Genomic DNA, 17358 nt, shown 5'->3' on the forward strand with positions numbered 1-17358 from the left:
GCCGGCCGGCCTCTAAGGGGTAGACAGCGGCTCGGCCACGCCATCCCTGACCATCTTGCGGTCAAGCGTATCCTGCTTGCGCAGCCCGGGAAACACCCGGCTCCAGATCGCCGCGACCGCCATGGCCCCCACGCCACCAACCACCACCGCGCCAACCGGCCCAATGAAATGGGCCACGGTTCCGGCCCGGAACTCGCCCAGCTCGTTGGACGCGCCTATAAATACCGAATTGACCGCATTGACGCGCCCGCGCACCTCTTCGGGCGTCCAGAGCTGCATGATGGTCTCGCGGATGGTCACGCTCACCATATCCGAGGCGCCCACCAGCATCAGTGCTCCAATCGACAGCCACACATTGCTCGACAGCCCGAACACCGTCGTGAACAAACCAAACAGCGCCACGAACACGAACAGCATCTTGCCGGCATGATGCCGGATGGGGAAGCGCGTCAGCGTCAACGCCATCAACAGCGCGCCAACGCCGGGCGACGCCCGCAAAATGCCGAACTCCACCGGCCCACCATGCAGTATCTCTTCAGTGAAGGCCGGCAGCAAGGCCACTGCCCCGCCCATCAGCACGGCGAACATGTCGAGCGAAATGGCGCCCAGTACCACCTTGTTGCTCAGGATATAACGGAACCCGCCAAAGATCGTCTCAAGGCTGGTCGCCTGCTGCGATTGGCGCTGCTGCGGCTTGGGGATCAGCAGCACACAACCGCTGGCTACCAGCAACAGCACGCCCGCGGTGCCAAACGCAACGACCGGGCTCAGGGCATACAGCACACCACCAATCGAGGGTCCCATGATCGCCGCAAACTGCCAGGCCGAAGCATTGACCGTAATCGCATTGCTCAGGGCTTCAGGGGGCACCAGGTTTGGGGCCAGCGACTGGGCTGCCGGGCTCCAGAAGGCGCGGGCGGTGCCCAGCACTACTAGGATGGCAAAGATCGGCCAAACCTCATGCTCCTGCGCATTCACCAGCATGAGAAAACCGAGCGCGCAACCCAGCTCCACTGCCAGGCACACTGCCATGATCATCCGGCGGTTGAACCGGTCCGCCGCTAGGCCCGTCACCAGCATCAACACCAGAGCCGGCATAAACAAGCAAAGGCCCACCAGCCCGAGCAGGAAATAATCGCCGGTGATCGCAAAGATCTGCCAGGCGATGGATACAGACATGATCTGGACGGCAAAGCTGACCAGCAGCGTGGTCAGCCAAAAGAAGCGGAAGCCGGTGTAACTGAAAGCGAGGCGGGATTTATCATGCGGTGCGGGCGTGCTCATCATTTGCCCATGGCATGCCGGTAAACGCTCGTCAAAGCCTCAAACACACCCGAACTCAGACCGACCGCCGATTTTCTAGCCTTTGTCACTTTCGCGCGGCTGCCGGTTTGGATTGGGGCGCTGATGGCGCCGGTCAATCGAAGAAATTACGCCGCGCAAAGTGCGGATTTCCTGGCTGGTGAACTTGCCGCGCTCGAGCATCGTGCGCAAATTGTTGACCACTGTGGGCCGCTTGTCCGGTGCGGTAAAGAACCCCGATTGGTCCAGCGTCGCTTCCAGATGCCCGAACAAGCCAACCAGTTCTTCGCGCGGGGCAACCTGCGCCAGATTATCATCGAATGGCAGCGTGGTTCCGGCGGCGCTGTGGCGGCGCCATTCATAGGCCAGCAGCAACACGGCCTGGGCAATGTTGAGCGAAGCAAAGGCAGGCTCCACCGGCAAGGTCACGATGGCATCGGCCAAGGCCACCTCGTCATTGAGCAACCCCCAGCGCTCACGCCCGAACAGAAGGCCGGCACCACGACCACCACCGATATGGCTGGCCATCCGTTGCGCTGCCTCGTCGGGGCCGATCACCGCCTTCTGCAAGTCGCGCGAGCGGGCCGTCGTGGCATAAACCAGGGTGAGGTCGCTGATCGCCGCTTCAAGCGTATCGAACACCCGCACCCGTTCGAGCACATGATCGGCACGGGAAGCAGCGTTCACCGCCTTCTCATTAGGCCAGCCGTCGCGCGGCCGCACCAGCCGCAGGTCCCACAGCCCGAAATTAGCCATGGCCCGAGCGGCCGTGCCAATGTTCTCGCCCAGCTGCGGCTCGCACAGGATAATCGCCGGTGACGGCGCCAGGGTGATGGGAATGGATGAATCGGTGCCGGCCATGATGCCCCTTCTCGCTATCAGCCGCACTTAGCGGAGCGCCGCGGCAAACGCAAACGGCGCCCCGCTGGAGCGCCGTTCTGAATTCGAGATATCCAAGCGCGGTTCAGGCCACGCGATGGCGGATCGGCAGTTCCTTGACCTTGCTGGAGCGGTTCCATTCCCGGTCGAGAATGGCGAAATGCAGTTCTTCGTCCCACTCGCCCTGGAACAGCGCATGCTCGCGGTAATGCGCTTCGAGGCGCAGGCCGAGCTTTTGCATCAGCTTGATGGAATTGTGGTTGCGCCCGTCACACCGGACAAATACCCGGTGGATGTGGAACCGCTCGAAAGCGAGATCGAACATGGCGCCCAGCGCTTCGGCGGCATAGCCCTGTCCCGAATAGCTGGGATTGATGCAGAAGCGAACTTCGCCCTGCCCCGATGTTGCGTCCTGCCAATTCAGCGAAACATGGCCGATGACCTTCTTGTCGCCCTTGCGCACCATGGCCAGGGTCAGCGTGTCGCCAGGCCGCTGCAGGCTCACATGTCCCCGCAGGACGTTAAGCGCATCGGCAACATCGGCCTCATCGCGCGTTCGGCTGAACACATAGCGCTGCATGGATGGAAGGGTATGATAGGCCGCGAGATCCGCAAGGTCGGCGCGCTCGAAGGTCCGCAGCATCAACCGATCTGTTTGCAAGGGCAAAGATGGTGACGACATGATGGCGAACCTCCCCAATAGATACTGACCGATCATGAACGGATCACGTCAGCGGGAAGTTCCAGCACTAGCGCAAGTTAGTTGAAGATGCTGGGACTAGGTCTGGGGCGTGTTCCGGCTCAGCCACTCGCCCTGCAAAATAGCGTAAATGAACTCTTCATCCCACACACCCTTGGTGATGGCGTGCTCGCGGAAATGCGCCTCGCGCCGCATGCCCAGGCGCTCCATGAGATGGAACGATGGCGCATTCTCGGCCGCACAGCGGGCAATCACCCGATGCAGATTTGCCTGCCTGAACGCCAGGTCCAGCATCGCGCCCGCCGCTTCCGTGCCATAGCCCTGCCCGTGATAGTCCGGGTGCAGGATCCAGCCCACTTCCCCTTGTTGGCTGTCGACGCTCCGCCAGATCAGCGAAACTTCGCCGATCAGTTCGCCGGTGCCGGGCAGTTCCACCCCGAGAACGATTTTGTCGCCCTCTTCGATCAGCGTGGTTTGCGCGATCCGCTGCTGCACCGCCAGTGCGCATTCCTCCCGGCTGAGTGCCGAGTCGAACAGAAATCGCGCCACGTCATCGCGCTGCCGATAGGCAAACACGGCATCAACATCGCCGCGTGTAAACGGGCGCAAACGCAGCCGCTTGGTTTCCATAGGATAGGTCGGATAAAGCGCCATGCGTCCTCCTGGCGGAAGCCGTTCATTGTTGCGGTTCGGGAGAATCAAGGCAAGGCCATTGCTCTTGTTCCTCGCCAACCTGCATGGCAGCCTGCCTCCATGAGCAAACAAGACCGAGTGTCGGTGAACGTGAAAGCCAGTTGCGCCTGCGGGGCGCTGACCATGGCCATCGTCGGTCCGGTCGGCTCCATGTTCATGTGCGCTTGCCTACATTGCCAGCAGGCGAGCGGCACGGGTCATTCCACCGTGGCCCTCGTGTCCGAGCAACACCTGATCGTCTCCGGCCAAGCCGGCAGTTTCTCGCGGCCAAGTGCGTCGGGCGCAACCTTCACCCGTCACTTCTGTCCCTGTTGCGGCACGCCGCTTTATGGCCAGTCCTCCCGCGCTCCATCCGTGCGCCTGGTCGCGGCAGGCTTTTTCGCCGGCGACAACGCTTGGTTTGTGCCCAATCAACTGATCTTCGCCCGCACCCACCAGGGCTGGGACTCGATTGCCGATCACCTTCCACACCACGAGACCTACCGCCCTTCGCCCGCCTGAACCTGCCCGCCTTGGGCAAGAGGCCTTGCCGAGCCAGTCTTTGCGCTTTTCCCCTGCAATGCTATAGGGGCGCCAACACGGCTGTGGGCCGACAGGCAGGACACCAAGGGAGAACTCTTCATGAGCAAGATCAAAGTCGCCAATCCGGTCGTCGATCTCGACGGCGATGAGATGACGCGCATCATCTGGCAGGCGATCAAGGACAAGCTCATCCACCCCTATCTCGATCTGCCGATCGAATATTACGATCTCAGCGTCGAAAGCCGCGACGCCACCAACGACCAGATCACGATCGATGCCGCCAAGGCGATCCAGAAGTACGGCGTCGGCATCAAATGCGCCACCATCACCCCCGATGAGCAGCGCGTCGAGGAATTCAAGCTCAAGAAGATGTGGAAGTCGCCCAACGGCACCATCCGCAACATCCTGGGCGGCGTGATCTTCCGCGAGCCGATCATCTGCCAGAACGTGCCGCGCCTCGTCCCCGGCTGGACCCAGCCGATCATCGTCGGCCGCCACGCCTTTGGCGATCAGTACCGCGCCACCGACTTCACCTTCCCGGGCAAGGGCACGCTGACCATCAAGTTCACCGGCGAAGACGGCCAGGTGATCGAGCACGAAGTGTTCCAGTCGCCCGGCGCTGGCGTTGCCATGGCCATGTACAACCTGGACGATTCCATCCGCGACTTCGCTTATTCCAGCTTCAACTACGCGCTTGCCCGCGGTGTGCCGTGCTATCTCTCGACCAAGAACACCATCCTCAAGGCCTATGACGGCCGCTTCAAGGACATCTTCCAGGAAATCTACGAAGCCGAGTTCAAGGAAAAGTTCGAAGCCGCCAAGATCTGGTACGAGCACCGCCTGATCGACGACATGGTCGCCTCGGCACTCAAGTGGTCCGGCGGCTATGTCTGGGCGTGCAAGAACTATGACGGCGATGTGCAGTCCGACATCGTGGCCCAGGGCTTTGGCTCGCTCGGTCTGATGACCTCGGTTCTGGCCACCCCCGATGGCAAGATCGTCGAAGCCGAAGCTGCCCACGGGACCGTGACGCGTCACTACCGCCAGCATCAGCAGGGCAAGGAAACCTCAACCAACTCCACCGCCTCCATCTTTGCCTGGACGCGTGGCCTGGCTCATCGCGCCAAGCTCGATGACAACGAAGCCCTCGCCAAGTTCGCCGCGACCCTCGAAAAGGTCACCGTCGACACCATCGAAGAAGGCAAGATGACCAAGGACCTTTCCCTGCTCGTCGGCCCGGATCAGCCATGGCTGTCGACCATCGGCTTCCTCGATGCCATCGATCAGAACCTGCAGAAGGCCATGGCCTGAGCGACCTCGAGAGAGTAATGCGAGCGGCGCCCCTGGGCGCCGTTTTGCTTTTGCGCCTTTCGCGCCGGCCTGAATAGCAATGCCCCTTTCTCCGCACGCCAGCCCGGTTGAACTCCAGCTCGATGCCATGCGGCAGGCGCTGCACCTGTCTGCCAGCGGCCAAGCGCCGGAACTGACCTTTTCGGGCCTCATCCAGGTTCTTGGCGTCAACAGCCACACTCTCATCATCTTCGTTTTCAGCTTGCTCAACATGATCCCGGGTGCCCCAGGCTATGGCGGGGTAGTGGCACTGGCCATGTTTGGCTTTGCCATGGCCATGCTGCTGGGCCGCCCCGTGCGCCTGCCGCGTTTTGTGGGTGACCGGCGCGTCCCAGTTAAGCTCCTGCTCAAACTGCTGGCCCGTTTGCTGCGCTATTCGCGCGCATTGGCGCGCATCTCCTTTCCCCGCTTCCGAGCCCTGGTTGGAACAGGAACGGGTCGCCCCTTCGCCCTCATCGTCATGGTGCTGTGCCTGCCCATGGTGGTCCCTATCCCCTTTATGAACGCCATCCCCAATGTCGGGGTCGCGGTAATGTGCCTGTCCCGGTTGAACCGCGACGGTTTGGGCCTCATCATCGGCGTCCTCATCGGGGCAGTCGGCTTCCTGGTCGATGCGTGGGTGATCTGGACGGTGATTTCGCTCGGTTTTTCTGCCGGCGGTTTTCTGAGGGGGTAGTGCATTGGGCGCCTGGTTGTTGGCATTTCGGGCTCCAGCGCTCCCGTGGAATGGCCATGCGCGCACCTGCCGCTAGCGCCTGGCGCATGCAGCGTCTCCTGCCGCGCCTCCTCCTGGCGCTGGATCGCTTGCCCACGGGCGGCGTGCTAGTCGGAGTGTTGTTCTTTGCCCTTTCCCTCACGCCTTCGCTGCTGCCTCGTCACTTCGTGCTGCAGGGTATTCTGAGCGGCTGCGTCTTTGCTGCCGGCTACGGCATCGGCGTGTTTGGCGAGTGGCTGTGGACCTTCATGGAACTGAGCATCCCGGGTCGCGCCCGCGCGCGCCGGATCAAGCTGATCGCCCTTTTGGTCTGCACGCTCACGGCCATTGTTTTTCTGTGGCTATCCACCGGTTGGCAAAACTCCATCCGCGAGGTCATGGGCATGACCCCCGTTCATTCCACCCAGCCCGTACGCGTTGCCGCGATTGCGGCTCTCCCCGCCGCCCTGCTGATCGGCATCGGCACCGCCATCGTGCGCTTCGTGCGGGCCGTGGCGAATTGGCTGGCCCGCATCCTGCCGCGCCGGGTGGCGCTGGTTGGCGGCATGCTCATCGTCGGCGTCGTGACCAGCCTCTTTGTCAACGGCATCGTGGTACGCGGCGTTCTTTATGCTGCCGATCAGTTCTATGGCGAACTGGATGCCCTCGCGGGCCAATATGAAGAGCCCCCGGCCGATCCCCTGCGTTCGGGCAGCGCCGGCTCCCTCATCGACTGGGACACGATTGGGCTCGACGCCCGGGTTTACGTCCAGTCCGGTCCCACCGCCGCCGATATCCAAGCCCTAATCGGGCGCCCAGCCAAGAGCCCGCTTCGGGTTTATGTTGGGCTCCGTTCGGCCGAAACGGTGGACCAGCGGGCCCAGCTTGCCCTTGCAGAAATGGAGCGGATCGGCGCCTTTGATCGCTCGGTGCTGGTGCTGATCATGCCCGTGGGCACGGGCTGGGTTGATCCCCCCGCAATTGACACCCTCGAAATCCTGCATGCCGGTGACGTCGCGAGCGTGGCGCTGCAATATTCATATCTCACCAGTTGGCTCTCGCTCCTTGCCGAACCTGATGTTGGCACCGCTTCGGCCCAGGCGCTGTTCAACGCGGTTTATGATTACTGGACCGAATTGCCCTCCGACACACGGCCCAGGCTTTATCTGCATGGTCTGAGCCTGGGTGCCTATGCGTCACAAGCCTCCGCCACCCTTTACGATGTGCTGGCCGATCCGTTCCAGGGCGCGCTTTGGGCCGGCCCGCCCTTCGCCAGCCCGCCCTGGCGCAATGCCACCGCGAACCGCCAGGCCGGCACTCCGGAATGGCTGCCGCGCTTCAACGACAGTTCCATCATCCGCTTTACCAACCAGAGCAATGCCCTCGACATTCCCGGTGCCAGCTGGGGTCCCATGCGCCTGGTTTACCTGCAATATGCCAGCGACCCCATTGTCTTCTTCGAACCCCAGGTGCTGTATCGTCCGCCCGAATGGCTGACCAGCAATCGGCCGCCCGACGTCTCGCGCCAGCTCACCTGGTACCCAGTCGTCACCTTCCTGCAGCTCGCGCTCGACATGGCCCTGGCCCAAACCTCGCCCGTTGGGTTCGGCCATGTTTACGCGCCCCAGCATTATCTGGATGCCTGGCTCGCCATCACCGATCCCCCAAATTGGGACCCTCCAAATCAGCAGCGACTGCGCGACCGGCTCACGCGCTCCGGCGGGGCACAGGATATCGGCCCCGGCTGGTTCAAGGATAAAGCGCCTGTTGTAACATCCGCTGTGCCTTGAGCGACGTAGCCGCCTAACGCAACTTTCCCGCGCTCTCATGGCTTTCAGGGGATGCAATTGCCTAGCCCTGCCCCCATATAGGCTTCAAGTTCAGTCCTAGGAGATTTTCCTGATGTTCATCGCCCGCCGCTTCCGGCTAGCCAGCGCGTTTGCCGCACTTGTTGTCGCATTCTCGATGGCCGCCGTGGATACCGCGGACGCGCGCGCCCGTGGCAGCTTTGGCAGCCGCGGCACCCGCACCTTCCAGTCGGCGCCTCCAACCAACACGGCACCCAACACCGTAGCCCCTATCCAGCGCTCCACCACACCCGCACAGCAGGCACGGCCCAACGCTAACGCCCAGAACCCTGCCGCCGCCCAGCAGCGTGGCGGATTCCTGGGCGGCCTTGGTGGCTCCCTGTTCCGTGGCTTGATGCTTGGCGGCTTGCTCGGTTTGCTCTTTGGCGCTGGCTTTGGCGGCATTGGCGGCTTGTTCAGCCTGCTCTTCCAGGTTCTCCTGATCGGCGGCGTCGTCTGGCTGGTAATGCGCCTGGTCCGCGGCGGCGCGCGCCGGCCGGCCATGGCCGGCGGGCCCGACAACACCAACCGCACGGGCTTTGAGAACTTCGGCCGCAATCTTGGCGGCCTGGGTGGCTCGGGTGCCGGCAATGCCACCCGCCCCTCGCGCGCTCGCCCGGCCAATCCGGACGAGCTGGGCGTTGGCCAGCGGGACCTCGATAGCTTCGAGCAGATGCTGGGTCAGGTTCAGACTGCCTATGGCGCCGAGGACTATGAAACCCTGCGTCGCCTGACCACGCCCGAAATGATGGGCTACCTGGCCGAACAAATGGCTGCCAACGCCACCCGCGGCCTGCACAACCAGCTTGCCGACATCAAGCTGCTCCAGGGTGACATTGCCGAAAGCTGGCGCGAGGATAACAGCGATTACGCCACCGCTGCCTTGCGCTACAGCCTGCGCGACTGGACCGTGGAACGCGCCACTGATCGGGTCGTCGAGGGCAACCCTGCCGAACCCACCGAGGCCACCGAGCTCTGGACCTTTGTCCGCCCGCGGGGCGGCGACTGGAAGCTCTCGGCGATCCAGGAAGCTTAAACGCCCCGCTACAACCGAACAAAAAGGCCCGCCTCCAGCTCAGGAGGCGGGCCTTTCCTTTTGTCCCTAGCCTTGGTCTAGAGCAGCGCGCGGATAGCGGCCAGTGCTTCTTCGGCCTTGCTGCCATCCGGACCACCGGCCTGCGCCATGTCGGGACGACCGCCGCCGCCCTGCCCGCCCATGGCAGCGGATCCCGCCCGTACCAGATCCACGGCCGAAGCCTTGCCGATCAGATCCTCGGTGATTCCGACCGCCAGTCCGGCTTTGCCGTCTTCGGCCAAGCCGATGATCGCAACAACGCCCGAGCCAACCTGCTTTTTGGTCTGGTCAACCAACCCGCGCAGATCCTTTGGCTGCAAGCCGTCGACGATCCGGCCGATAAAGGGCGTGCCGTTGATCGCTTCCACCTCACTGCCCCCGGCGGCGCCGCCGCCCATGGCCAGCTTCTGCTTGGCATCGCTGAGCGCCCGCTCGGAGCGCTTGAGCTGCTCCTGCAGCGCTGCGATACGCTCAAGCACATCCTGGCTGCCGGCACGCAGCATCCCCGCTGCAGTTTCAACAATGGCAACATGGGTATTGCCGCGATGGCGCGCCGCATTGCCGGTCAGCGCCTCGATGCGACGCACGCCGGCCCCCACGGCACTTTCAGCTACCACCGACACGAGCCCGATATCGCCGGTGCGCCTGACATGGGTGCCCCCGCACAGCTCCACCGACCACCCGAGGCTGTTGCCCGTCGGCTCGCCCATCGAGACCACGCGCACTTCGTCGCCATATTTCTCGCCGAACAGCGCGCGGGCGCCTGAATCCTTGGCTTCCTCGACTCCCATCAGCCGCGTTTCGACCGGCGTGTTCTGCAGGATAATGGCATTGGCCAGATCCTCGACCTCCGCCAGTTCCAGCGGGCTCATGGCCTTGGTATGCACAAAGTCGAAACGCAGCCGATCCGGCGAAACCAGCGATCCCTTTTGCGCAACATGGTCACCCAGCACGATCCGCAGCGCTTCATGCAGCAGATGGGTGGCGGAGTGATTGGCACGAATGGCCGAACGGCGAGCATGGTCAACGACGAGTTCGACGGCCTGTCCCACGCGCAGCGCTCCAGTCTCGACCTTCACCTTGTGCGCGAACACACCATGGTACTTTTGCGTGTCGGTGACCACAACGCTGACGCCGTCACCACGCATGGAGCCGGCATCGCCAACCTGCCCGCCGCTCTCGCCGTAGAACGGGGTTTGGTTGAGTACCACATAACCTTCTTGCCCGGCCTCAAGCCGATCGATCTCGGCTCCGTCGCGCAGCAATGCGGTGACTTCCCCTTCGGCCGTTTCGGTTTCGTAGCCCAGAAACTCCGTGGGCCCAAGCCGATCAGCCAGCCCATACCAGACCGCGCCGGTGGCTGCCTCGCCCGAGCCTGACCAGCTCCGGCGCGCTTCTGCCTTTTGCTGGGCCATGGCGGCATCAAAGCCTGCTTGGTCGACAGCAATGCCGCGCGCCCGCAACGCATCCTGGGTGAGATCGAGCGGGAACCCATAGGTGTCATAAAGCTTGAACGCGGTGGCGCCGTTCAGCGTATCGCCTTCCGCGAGAGTGCTCGTTTCATCCGAGAGAATCTGCAGGCCCCGTCCAAGGGTCTTAAGGAAGCGCCCCTCCTCCAGCCGCACCGTTTCGCTGATCATGGCCTCCCCGCGCGACAGCTCGGGATAAGCTTGGCCCATTTCGCGCACCAGCGCTGGAACGAGCTTATGGATCACCGGCTCTTCAGCGCCGAGCAGCGTGGCATGGCGCATTGCGCGCCGCATGATCCGGCGCAGCACATAGCCACGTCCTTCATTAGACGGCAGCACGCCTTCGGCGATCAGGAACGACATCGAGCGCAGGTGATCGGCGATCACCCGCAGGCTGCGGTTACCCTCGCCCTCAACTTCGGTGCCGATCGCCGAGGCAGCAGCCCCGATCAGCGCCTTGAACAGGTCGATATCGTAATTGTCGTGCACACCCTGCATCACGGCGGCAATACGCTCAAGGCCCATGCCAGTGTCGATTGACGGGCGTGGCAATGGTGTGCGCGAGCCGTCGGCATGCTGCTCGAACTGCATGAACACGAGGTTCCAGATCTCGATCCAGCGATCGCCATCTTCATCCGGCGAGCCGGGAGGGCCGCCCCAGACCTTGTCGCCATGGTCGTAGAAGATCTCCGAGCACGGCCCGCACGGGCCTGTGTCGCCCATCTGCCAAAAGTTGGACTTGGCGCCCAGCCGCACAATCCGGTCCTCCCCGATCCCGGCGATCTTCTTCCATAGCTCCATGGCCTGGTCGTCGTCCTCGTAGACGGTGACCATCAGCCGGTCCTTGGGAAGACCCCAGTCCTTGGTCAGCAAGGTCCAGGCCAGTTCGATGGCGTGGTCCTTGAAGTAATCGCCAAAGGAGAAATTCCCCAGCATCTCAAAAAAGGTGTGGTGCCGGGCGGTAAAGCCGACATTGTCCAGATCGTTGTGCTTGCCACCGGCGCGCACGCATTTCTGCGCCGAAGTGGCGATCGTATAGGGGCGCTTTTCGAGACCGGTAAAGACGTTCTTGAACTGCACCATGCCAGCATTGGTGAACATCAATGTGGGATCATTGCGCGGTACCAATGGGCTCGACGGAACCGCCTCGTGACCATTCCGGGCAAAAAAGTCGATAAAACTCGAGCGGAGATCGTTTACGCTGGTCATAGAATGGCTTTCATGGCGGATTGGCGCCCGTGGACGCCGCAAGACTTTGGCTGGCTTTCTAGCCCGTGCGGCGCAGCGCTGTCCAGCATCGGTGCGCCCCGCTTACTGCTAGGTATGGGGACGCCGGCTAAAGGGCTCGATGAGCATCGCCAGGCCCGATATAAACGATGCTAGATTGCGTTGGCGGCAGCTCTGTCTCGCCTGCTTGCAGCCGGGCGCCTGCGGTTCAGACTCAAAAGAAAAGGCACCGCTCTCGCGATGCCTTTCTTCACCCTGCATGGGAACTGCTTATTCGTCGCTGTCGGCAGCGTCGTCACCGCCCGATACCAGCAGTACTTCTCCGAGCAGGCCCGAGCTTTCGCGCACGCCCTGCTCGATGGTTGCCGCAGCCGCCGGATTGTCCTTGAGGAACTGGCGCGCATTCTCACGCCCCTGCCCCATACGCTGGCTGTCATAGGAGAACCAGGCGCCCGACTTTTCCACCACGCCGCTCTTGACCCCAAGATCGAGCAACTCGCCAGTCTTGGAGATACCTTCGCCATACATGATGTCGAATTCAACCTGGCGGAACGGCGGGGCCAGCTTGTTCTTGACCACCTTGACGCGGGTCTGGTTGCCCACGATCTCCTCGCGGTCCTTGATGGCGCCGATCCGGCGAATGTCGAGCCGCACCGAGGCATAGAATTTGAGCGCATTGCCGCCGGTCGTGGTTTCGGGCGAACCATACATCACGCCAATCTTCATGCGGATCTGGTTGATGAAGATCACCAGGCACTTGGATTTGGAAATCGACGAGGTCAGCTTGCGCATGGCCTGGCTCATCAACCGGGCCTGCAGCCCCGGCAGCGAGTCGCCCATTTCGCCTTCAAGCTCGGCCCGCGGCGTCAATGCCGCTACCGAATCAACCACCAGCACATCGATCGCGCCCGAGCGCACCAGTGTGTCGGTGATTTCGAGCGCCTGTTCGCCAGCGTCAGGCTGGGAGATCAGCAGATCATCCACATTGACGCCCAGCTTGCGGGCATAGATCGGATCGAGCGCGTGCTCGGCATCCACAAAAGCGCAAACGCCACCCTTGCGCTGCGCTTCGGCAATCACATGCAGCGCCAACGTGGTCTTGCCTGAGCTTTCCGGCCCGAAAATTTCAACGATGCGGCCCTTGGGCAGGCCACCAATTCCGAGGGCGATATCAAGCCCGAGCGAGCCCGTCGATATTGCCTCAACCTCGATCGAGGCAGCCTCGCCAAGGCGCATGATCGAGCCCTTGCCGAAATTGCGTTCGATTTGGCTCAGCGCCGCGGCGAGAGCCTTGTCCTTGTCCATTGATCCACCTTCAACGATCCGAAGCGGGGTATTTGCCATACGAGTCTCTCCTTATTCCACGCTCCGGGACCGGGCGCAACGCGCTGCTTTCCGGAAGATCAATCCACGAGAAGTGCCCTCTTGTTCTCATTTTGTTCCGCTCCTGTCAAGGCGATTTCTCGCGCCCATTGCAACAAAAGAACCGCAGTCCCTGGACCGCAGCCCTTCCGTGCCCAGATGGAACTCTGACCGCCACGCGGCGCGCAAAAGAGCTTGCCGGGCCGGCCCGGGTTGCGCTTTATGCACGGGACGACCGCAACGGGCAATCGAGGAGCAAACCCCGTGAATCTCATCCAGTTTTTCGATCAATCGGGCGCCCGCGCCGTGGCCGCAGTAGAGGGTGACGTCGCCCGCCGGGTCAACACCACCACCAGCGTTTATGAGCTCGCCACGACCGCCCTCGCCCAAGGCACGGGTCTTGCGGCGCTCGTGGCCCAGCGTGGGCTTGGAGACGCCGTCAATCGGCACGACATCCTGGCTGAAGGGCGCATGCTCGCGCCGATCGATCATCCCGATCCGGCCCATCTTTATATCACCGGCACAGGGCTGACCCATCTGGGCTCGGCCGCCACGCGCGATGCCATGCACAAGGGCAACGCCGCCAAGCAAGCCGAACAGCTGACCGATTCCATGAAGATGTTCCAGATGGGCCTTGAAGGGGGCAAGCCTGAAGGCGGCGCCCGGGGCGTCCAGCCGGAATGGTTCTACAAAGGCAACGGCACCACCGTGGTCAATCCCGGTCACCCCATTCCGTCCCCGTCCTTTGCCCGCGATGCTGGCGAAGAGCCCGAGATCGCCGGCATCTACCTGATCGACGCCAACGGCCAGCCGCGTCGCCTTGGCTTTGCGCTCGCCAATGAGTTTTCTGATCACGTTACCGAGCGGGTCAACTATCTCTATCTCGCCCATTCCAAGCTGCGCGCCTGCGCCTTTGGGCCCGAATTGCGGGTCGGCGACCTGCCGGAGCATATCGAAGGCATGTCGCGCATCTATCGCGATGGTGCGGTGATCTGGGAAAAGCCGTTCCTCTCGGGCGAGGCCAATATGAGCCACACCATCGCCAATCTGGAATATCACCACTTCAAATATGGCCTGTTCCGCCAACCCGGCGACGTGCATGTGCATATGTTCGGCACGGCGACGCTCAGCTTTGCCGATAACATCGTCACCCAGCCCAATGACGTATTCGAGATCGAGGAAAGCCAGTTCGGCGCTCCCCTGCGCAATCCCGTCCGGATCGAGGACGAGCATCCGCTGATCATCGGCGATCTCTACTAGGGGGAGCCGTTCAATTCAAATCGCGTGCATGAGCCTTGAGATCAGCAAGGCTCAGCCCGTCCAGCACCGCTTCATTGGTTGAGTGCATGAAGACGCGGGGGGCCTGCCCCGCTTCCAGCGCCTGTGCCCACCGCTCGGCCAGAAGGCACCAGCGGTCTCCCGCCTTGAGCCCGGGAAAGCCCCATTCGGGGCGGGGCGTGGACAGATCATTGCCCGCTCTTTTGGAGTAGGCGAGAAAGGCTTCGCTCGCCTCGATGCAGACCAGATGCCGGGCCACGCCGTCTGGGCCCGCGGCACAATAGCCGCTGCGGAAGAACCCCGTCAGCGGACTGGTGGAGCAGGGCTCGAGCGGTTCGCCGAGCACATTGCGCTCCCCCGCCCCTTCACCGAAATTGCGCGCGTTCACTGCGCCTGGCCTTCGTCCTGCTTTTGCAGCACCTCTTTGACCTTGGAATTGATCTGGTCCAGCGAATAAGGCTTGGGCAGGAACTCGACGCTCTGGTCATCCTCGATATCGCGGCGGACGCTTTCCTCGGCATAACCCGACACAAAGATCACCTTGAGCCGCGGCATGGTCTTGCGCACATGCTTGAGCAGCGTCGGCCCGTCCATCTCGGGCATCACCACATCCGAGATCATGAGATCGATCTTGAACTCGAGCTCCTCGAGCACCTCTAGCGCTTCTTCGCCGCCGTCAGCCTCGAACACCTCGTAACCAGTCGCGCGCAACGCGCGAGCGGAGAATGCCCGCACGCTTTCCTCGTCCTCAACCAACAGGATACGCTCTTCGCCCGTCAGGTCCCGCACTGGCGCAGCCGCCGCGGCTACCTTGGCGGTTGCCTCGATCTCAGAGGGCACATAGCGGGGCAGGAAGATTTTGAACGTGGTGCCAACCCCGACGGTCGAGACCGGATAGATGTAACCTTCGGTCTGTTTGATGATGCCGTAGACCGTCGACAACCCCAGCCCGGTGCCTTTGCCCAGCTCCTTGGTGGTAAAAAAGGGCTCAAAGATTTTGGTGAGCACTTCCTGGCTCATCCCGGTGCCGGTGTCCTGCACTTCGATCAACACATAATCGGCCGCCACCATGCCATCGAACTGCATGGCCTCGGCCTCGGCGCGGCTGACATTGCTGGTGCGAATGGTGATGGAGCCACCATCGGGCATGGCGTCGCGGGCATTGACCACGAGGTTGATCACCACCTGTTCGAGCTGAACCACATCGGCGCGCACCGGCCAGATATTGCGGCCGTGATCAACGCCCAGCGTGTTCTTGTCCCCGATCATCCGCTTGAGCAGCACGGTCAGATCGTCAACGATCAGCGGCAGCTCAAGCACTTGCGGCCGCAGAGTCTGCCGGCGCGAGAACGCCAGCAACTGCCGTGTCAGCCCCGCTGCACGGTTGGCGTTCTGCTTGATCTGCATCAGTTCGCTGAACGATGGATCGCCCGGCTTATGCTTGAGCAGCAGCAGATCGGAAAAACCGATGATTGCGGTCAGTAAGTTGTTGAAATCATGCGCAACGCCGCCGGCGAGCTGTCCCACGGCCTGCATCTTCTGGCTTTGGGCAAACTGCGCCTCAAGCTTGCGCTGGTCGGTCATGTCGAGGGCATAGACATTGACCTGCTCGGGCGAGCCCGACAGGGTTTCAGAGCCCGATAGATAAAGCCGCACGGCGTGCTCGCCTTCCGCGCTCAGCAACGCATCCACCGGCTCCACTGCCGAGCGATGCGCCGAAGCATCGGCGATGGCGCGCGCAAAACGGTCGCGGCTGCCTTGGCCGATCAGGTCGATCAGCGGCTGCATTTCAAGGCTCTTTTCCTCACCCGACCAATGGAAGATGCGCCCAAATGGGGCATTGGTGCGGATAATCCGCCCTTCGCTGTCGAGCGTCGCGATTGCAAATGGCGTATCGTTGAAAAAGCGCGAGAACCGGATTTCCGCCGCCCGCAACGCTTCCTCGGTATCGGGCGCGCTGGTCATGTCGAGCACCAGGGTGCGCGTTTCGCCCAGTTCACCGTCGGCCATGCGAGCTGCGCGATGCAGGAGACGCACCGGCAATGTTGTGCCGTTGCGGCGCACCAGGTCGATATCGATGATCTCGGTGCGGATTTCCCCGTCACCGCGACCACGCATCAACAACGTCGCGCCATCGCCATGCACCACGTCGCGCAGACTGAGCTGGCCGGCATTGAATTCAGCCAGATCGTAACCCAGCCAGTCGGCAAGGGTTGAGTTCAGATACTGGATCCGCCCACGCGCATCAGCCGAGAAAAAGCCCGCCGGCGAATGATCGAGATAATCGATCGCGCGCTGCAGATCGCGGAAAGCGCTTTCATTATTGTCGCGGTCGCGGGTGATGTCCTCGACCGTCCAGATCACCTTGGGCTTGGATTCGCCTTCGGTGACCGGCAATGGCCGCACTCCAACCCGGTACCAGAAGGCGCGATTGCTTTCGGCCTGGGACCCCCCCAGCCCCCCGATCAGGCGGATATCCTCCACCGCGCTGCGCCCGTCCTTGGCCGCGCGCGACAGGCGGTAAATCGCTTCGCTGGCATCGGATTGTCCGGCAAACAAGCGCGGCACGCCCACCGGAACCCCATTGTTGAGCGCCCCCGCAAAGCTGCCATAGTGCGCATTCACATAGGAAATGCGCCCATCCCGATCCGCCACCACCGCGCCAAAGGGCAGGCTGTCGACGATCGCGTGGGACGTGGTGCGCCGCTCCTCATTACCGGCAAAGCGGAACAGGCCCGCAGCCAGTCCAAACAGGCAGAACACGCCGACCACTGCCAGCATGCCCACAAAGGTCATCACCAGATCAAGCGGCACGTGATCACCGAACATCGCGTAGCCCACCGCCAGCGCCACCAGCGCCAGTCCCAGTGCCACAACGCGCCAGAGCCCGTATCCACCCCGCCCCGAATCCACCAGCGGCTCGGGATAATTGTCATCCCGGATCGGCGTGACGGCCATGT

General features: G+C 62.5%; 14 protein-coding genes. 6 read left to right on the forward strand and 8 right to left on the reverse strand.

All coding sequences use genetic code 11. The annotated features are described in order from the left end of the window. Positions 1 to 12 precede the first annotated feature (12 nt). The 4 genes from HRQ64_RS12750 to HRQ64_RS12765 form a co-directional block, all read right to left on the reverse strand. Positions 13 to 1287 carry an MFS transporter gene (locus tag HRQ64_RS12750; RefSeq protein WP_349236705.1) on the reverse strand — a complete coding sequence of 425 codons (1275 nt, stop codon included), beginning with the start codon at positions 1285 to 1287 and terminating at the stop codon, positions 13 to 15. Between the two features lie 72 nt (positions 1288 to 1359). Beyond that, positions 1360 to 2163, reverse strand: a complete 804-nt coding sequence (locus tag HRQ64_RS12755; protein ID WP_172123564.1) for an RNA methyltransferase — start codon at positions 2161 to 2163, stop codon at positions 1360 to 1362. Positions 2164 to 2266: 103 nt separating this feature from the next. Continuing rightward, complete coding sequence (locus HRQ64_RS12760; protein ID WP_164854834.1) at positions 2267 to 2863, reverse strand: GNAT family protein; 597 nt, start codon at positions 2861 to 2863, stop codon at positions 2267 to 2269. A gap of 96 nt (positions 2864 to 2959) precedes the next feature. Continuing rightward, positions 2960 to 3535 carry a GNAT family protein gene (locus HRQ64_RS12765; RefSeq protein WP_172123565.1) on the reverse strand — a complete coding sequence of 192 codons (576 nt, stop codon included), beginning with the start codon at positions 3533 to 3535 and terminating at the stop codon, positions 2960 to 2962. Between the two features lie 99 nt (positions 3536 to 3634). Between HRQ64_RS12765 and HRQ64_RS12770 the strand changes: the two genes are divergently transcribed. The 5 genes from HRQ64_RS12770 (at position 3635) to HRQ64_RS12790 (ending at position 9023) form a co-directional block, all read left to right on the forward strand. Then, the gene (locus HRQ64_RS12770) at positions 3635 to 4075 is read left to right on the forward strand and encodes a GFA family protein (RefSeq protein ID WP_172123566.1); all 441 of its coding nucleotides are present in this window, start codon (positions 3635 to 3637) and stop codon (positions 4073 to 4075) included. Between the two features lie 120 nt (positions 4076 to 4195). Further along, complete coding sequence (locus HRQ64_RS12775) at positions 4196 to 5407, forward strand: NADP-dependent isocitrate dehydrogenase (protein WP_127753439.1); 1212 nt, start codon at positions 4196 to 4198, stop codon at positions 5405 to 5407. 79 nt (positions 5408 to 5486) lie between these two features. Next, complete coding sequence (locus HRQ64_RS12780; RefSeq protein WP_172123567.1) at positions 5487 to 6122, forward strand: exopolysaccharide biosynthesis protein; 636 nt, start codon at positions 5487 to 5489, stop codon at positions 6120 to 6122. 56 nt (positions 6123 to 6178) lie between these two features. After that, a complete protein-coding gene (locus HRQ64_RS12785) occupies positions 6179 to 7930 on the forward strand; it encodes an alpha/beta-hydrolase family protein (protein ID WP_248307052.1) in 1752 nt (583 codons plus the stop codon). Positions 7931 to 8042: 112 nt separating this feature from the next. Continuing rightward, the gene (locus HRQ64_RS12790) at positions 8043 to 9023 is read left to right on the forward strand and encodes a Tim44 domain-containing protein (RefSeq protein ID WP_172123568.1); all 981 of its coding nucleotides are present in this window, start codon (positions 8043 to 8045) and stop codon (positions 9021 to 9023) included. A gap of 77 nt (positions 9024 to 9100) precedes the next feature. On the opposite strand, the gene alaS is transcribed toward HRQ64_RS12790, so the two are convergent. Both alaS and recA read right to left on the reverse strand, forming a co-directional pair. Next, entirely contained in the window at positions 9101 to 11740 is a 2640-nt protein-coding gene (alaS, locus tag HRQ64_RS12795; RefSeq protein WP_172123569.1) for an alanine--tRNA ligase, read from the reverse strand. Between the two features lie 288 nt (positions 11741 to 12028). Beyond that, a complete protein-coding gene (gene recA, locus HRQ64_RS12800; RefSeq protein WP_127753443.1) occupies positions 12029 to 13102 on the reverse strand; it encodes a recombinase RecA in 1074 nt (357 codons plus the stop codon). Between the two features lie 291 nt (positions 13103 to 13393). On the opposite strand from recA, the gene araD1 reads away from it, so the two are divergent. Continuing rightward, the gene (araD1, locus tag HRQ64_RS12805) at positions 13394 to 14380 is read left to right on the forward strand and encodes an AraD1 family protein (protein ID WP_349236739.1); all 987 of its coding nucleotides are present in this window, start codon (positions 13394 to 13396) and stop codon (positions 14378 to 14380) included. A 10-nt stretch (positions 14381 to 14390) separates the two neighbouring features. Here araD1 and HRQ64_RS12810 read toward each other — a convergent pair whose 3' ends face one another. Then, the gene (locus HRQ64_RS12810) at positions 14391 to 14786 is read right to left on the reverse strand and encodes a DUF2237 domain-containing protein (protein WP_172123571.1); all 396 of its coding nucleotides are present in this window, start codon (positions 14784 to 14786) and stop codon (positions 14391 to 14393) included. Next, positions 14783 to 17356, reverse strand: a complete 2574-nt coding sequence (locus HRQ64_RS12815; RefSeq protein ID WP_172123572.1) for a cell cycle histidine kinase CckA — start codon at positions 17354 to 17356, stop codon at positions 14783 to 14785. Before HRQ64_RS12815 ends, HRQ64_RS12810 begins: the two co-directional genes overlap by 4 nt. Positions 17357 to 17358 lie beyond the last annotated feature (2 nt).

It is taken from the genome of Devosia sp. 919, assembly GCF_013185965.1.
In the GTDB taxonomy this organism is placed as follows: domain Bacteria; phylum Pseudomonadota; class Alphaproteobacteria; order Rhizobiales; family Devosiaceae; genus Devosia.

Coding starts and splice junctions, on each gene's coding strand:
- HRQ64_RS12750 (WP_349236705.1), bottom strand. CDS start 1,287: ATGATGAGCACGCCCGCACCGCATGATAAATCCCGCCTCGCTTTCAGT.
- HRQ64_RS12755 (WP_172123564.1), bottom strand. CDS start 2,163: ATGGCCGGCACCGATTCATCCATTCCCATCACCCTGGCGCCGTCACCG.
- HRQ64_RS12760 (WP_164854834.1), bottom strand. CDS start 2,863: ATGTCGTCACCATCTTTGCCCTTGCAAACAGATCGGTTGATGCTGCGG.
- HRQ64_RS12765 (WP_172123565.1), bottom strand. CDS start 3,535: ATGGCGCTTTATCCGACCTATCCTATGGAAACCAAGCGGCTGCGTTTG.
- HRQ64_RS12770 (WP_172123566.1), top strand. CDS start 3,635: ATGAGCAAACAAGACCGAGTGTCGGTGAACGTGAAAGCCAGTTGCGCC.
- HRQ64_RS12775 (WP_127753439.1), top strand. CDS start 4,196: ATGAGCAAGATCAAAGTCGCCAATCCGGTCGTCGATCTCGACGGCGAT.
- HRQ64_RS12780 (WP_172123567.1), top strand. CDS start 5,487: ATGCCCCTTTCTCCGCACGCCAGCCCGGTTGAACTCCAGCTCGATGCC.
- HRQ64_RS12785 (WP_248307052.1), top strand. CDS start 6,179: ATGCGCGCACCTGCCGCTAGCGCCTGGCGCATGCAGCGTCTCCTGCCG.
- HRQ64_RS12790 (WP_172123568.1), top strand. CDS start 8,043: ATGTTCATCGCCCGCCGCTTCCGGCTAGCCAGCGCGTTTGCCGCACTT.
- alaS (WP_172123569.1), bottom strand. CDS start 11,740: ATGACCAGCGTAAACGATCTCCGCTCGAGTTTTATCGACTTTTTTGCC.
- recA (WP_127753443.1), bottom strand. CDS start 13,102: ATGGCAAATACCCCGCTTCGGATCGTTGAAGGTGGATCAATGGACAAG.
- HRQ64_RS12815 (WP_172123572.1), bottom strand. CDS start 17,356: ATGGCCGTCACGCCGATCCGGGATGACAATTATCCCGAGCCGCTGGTG.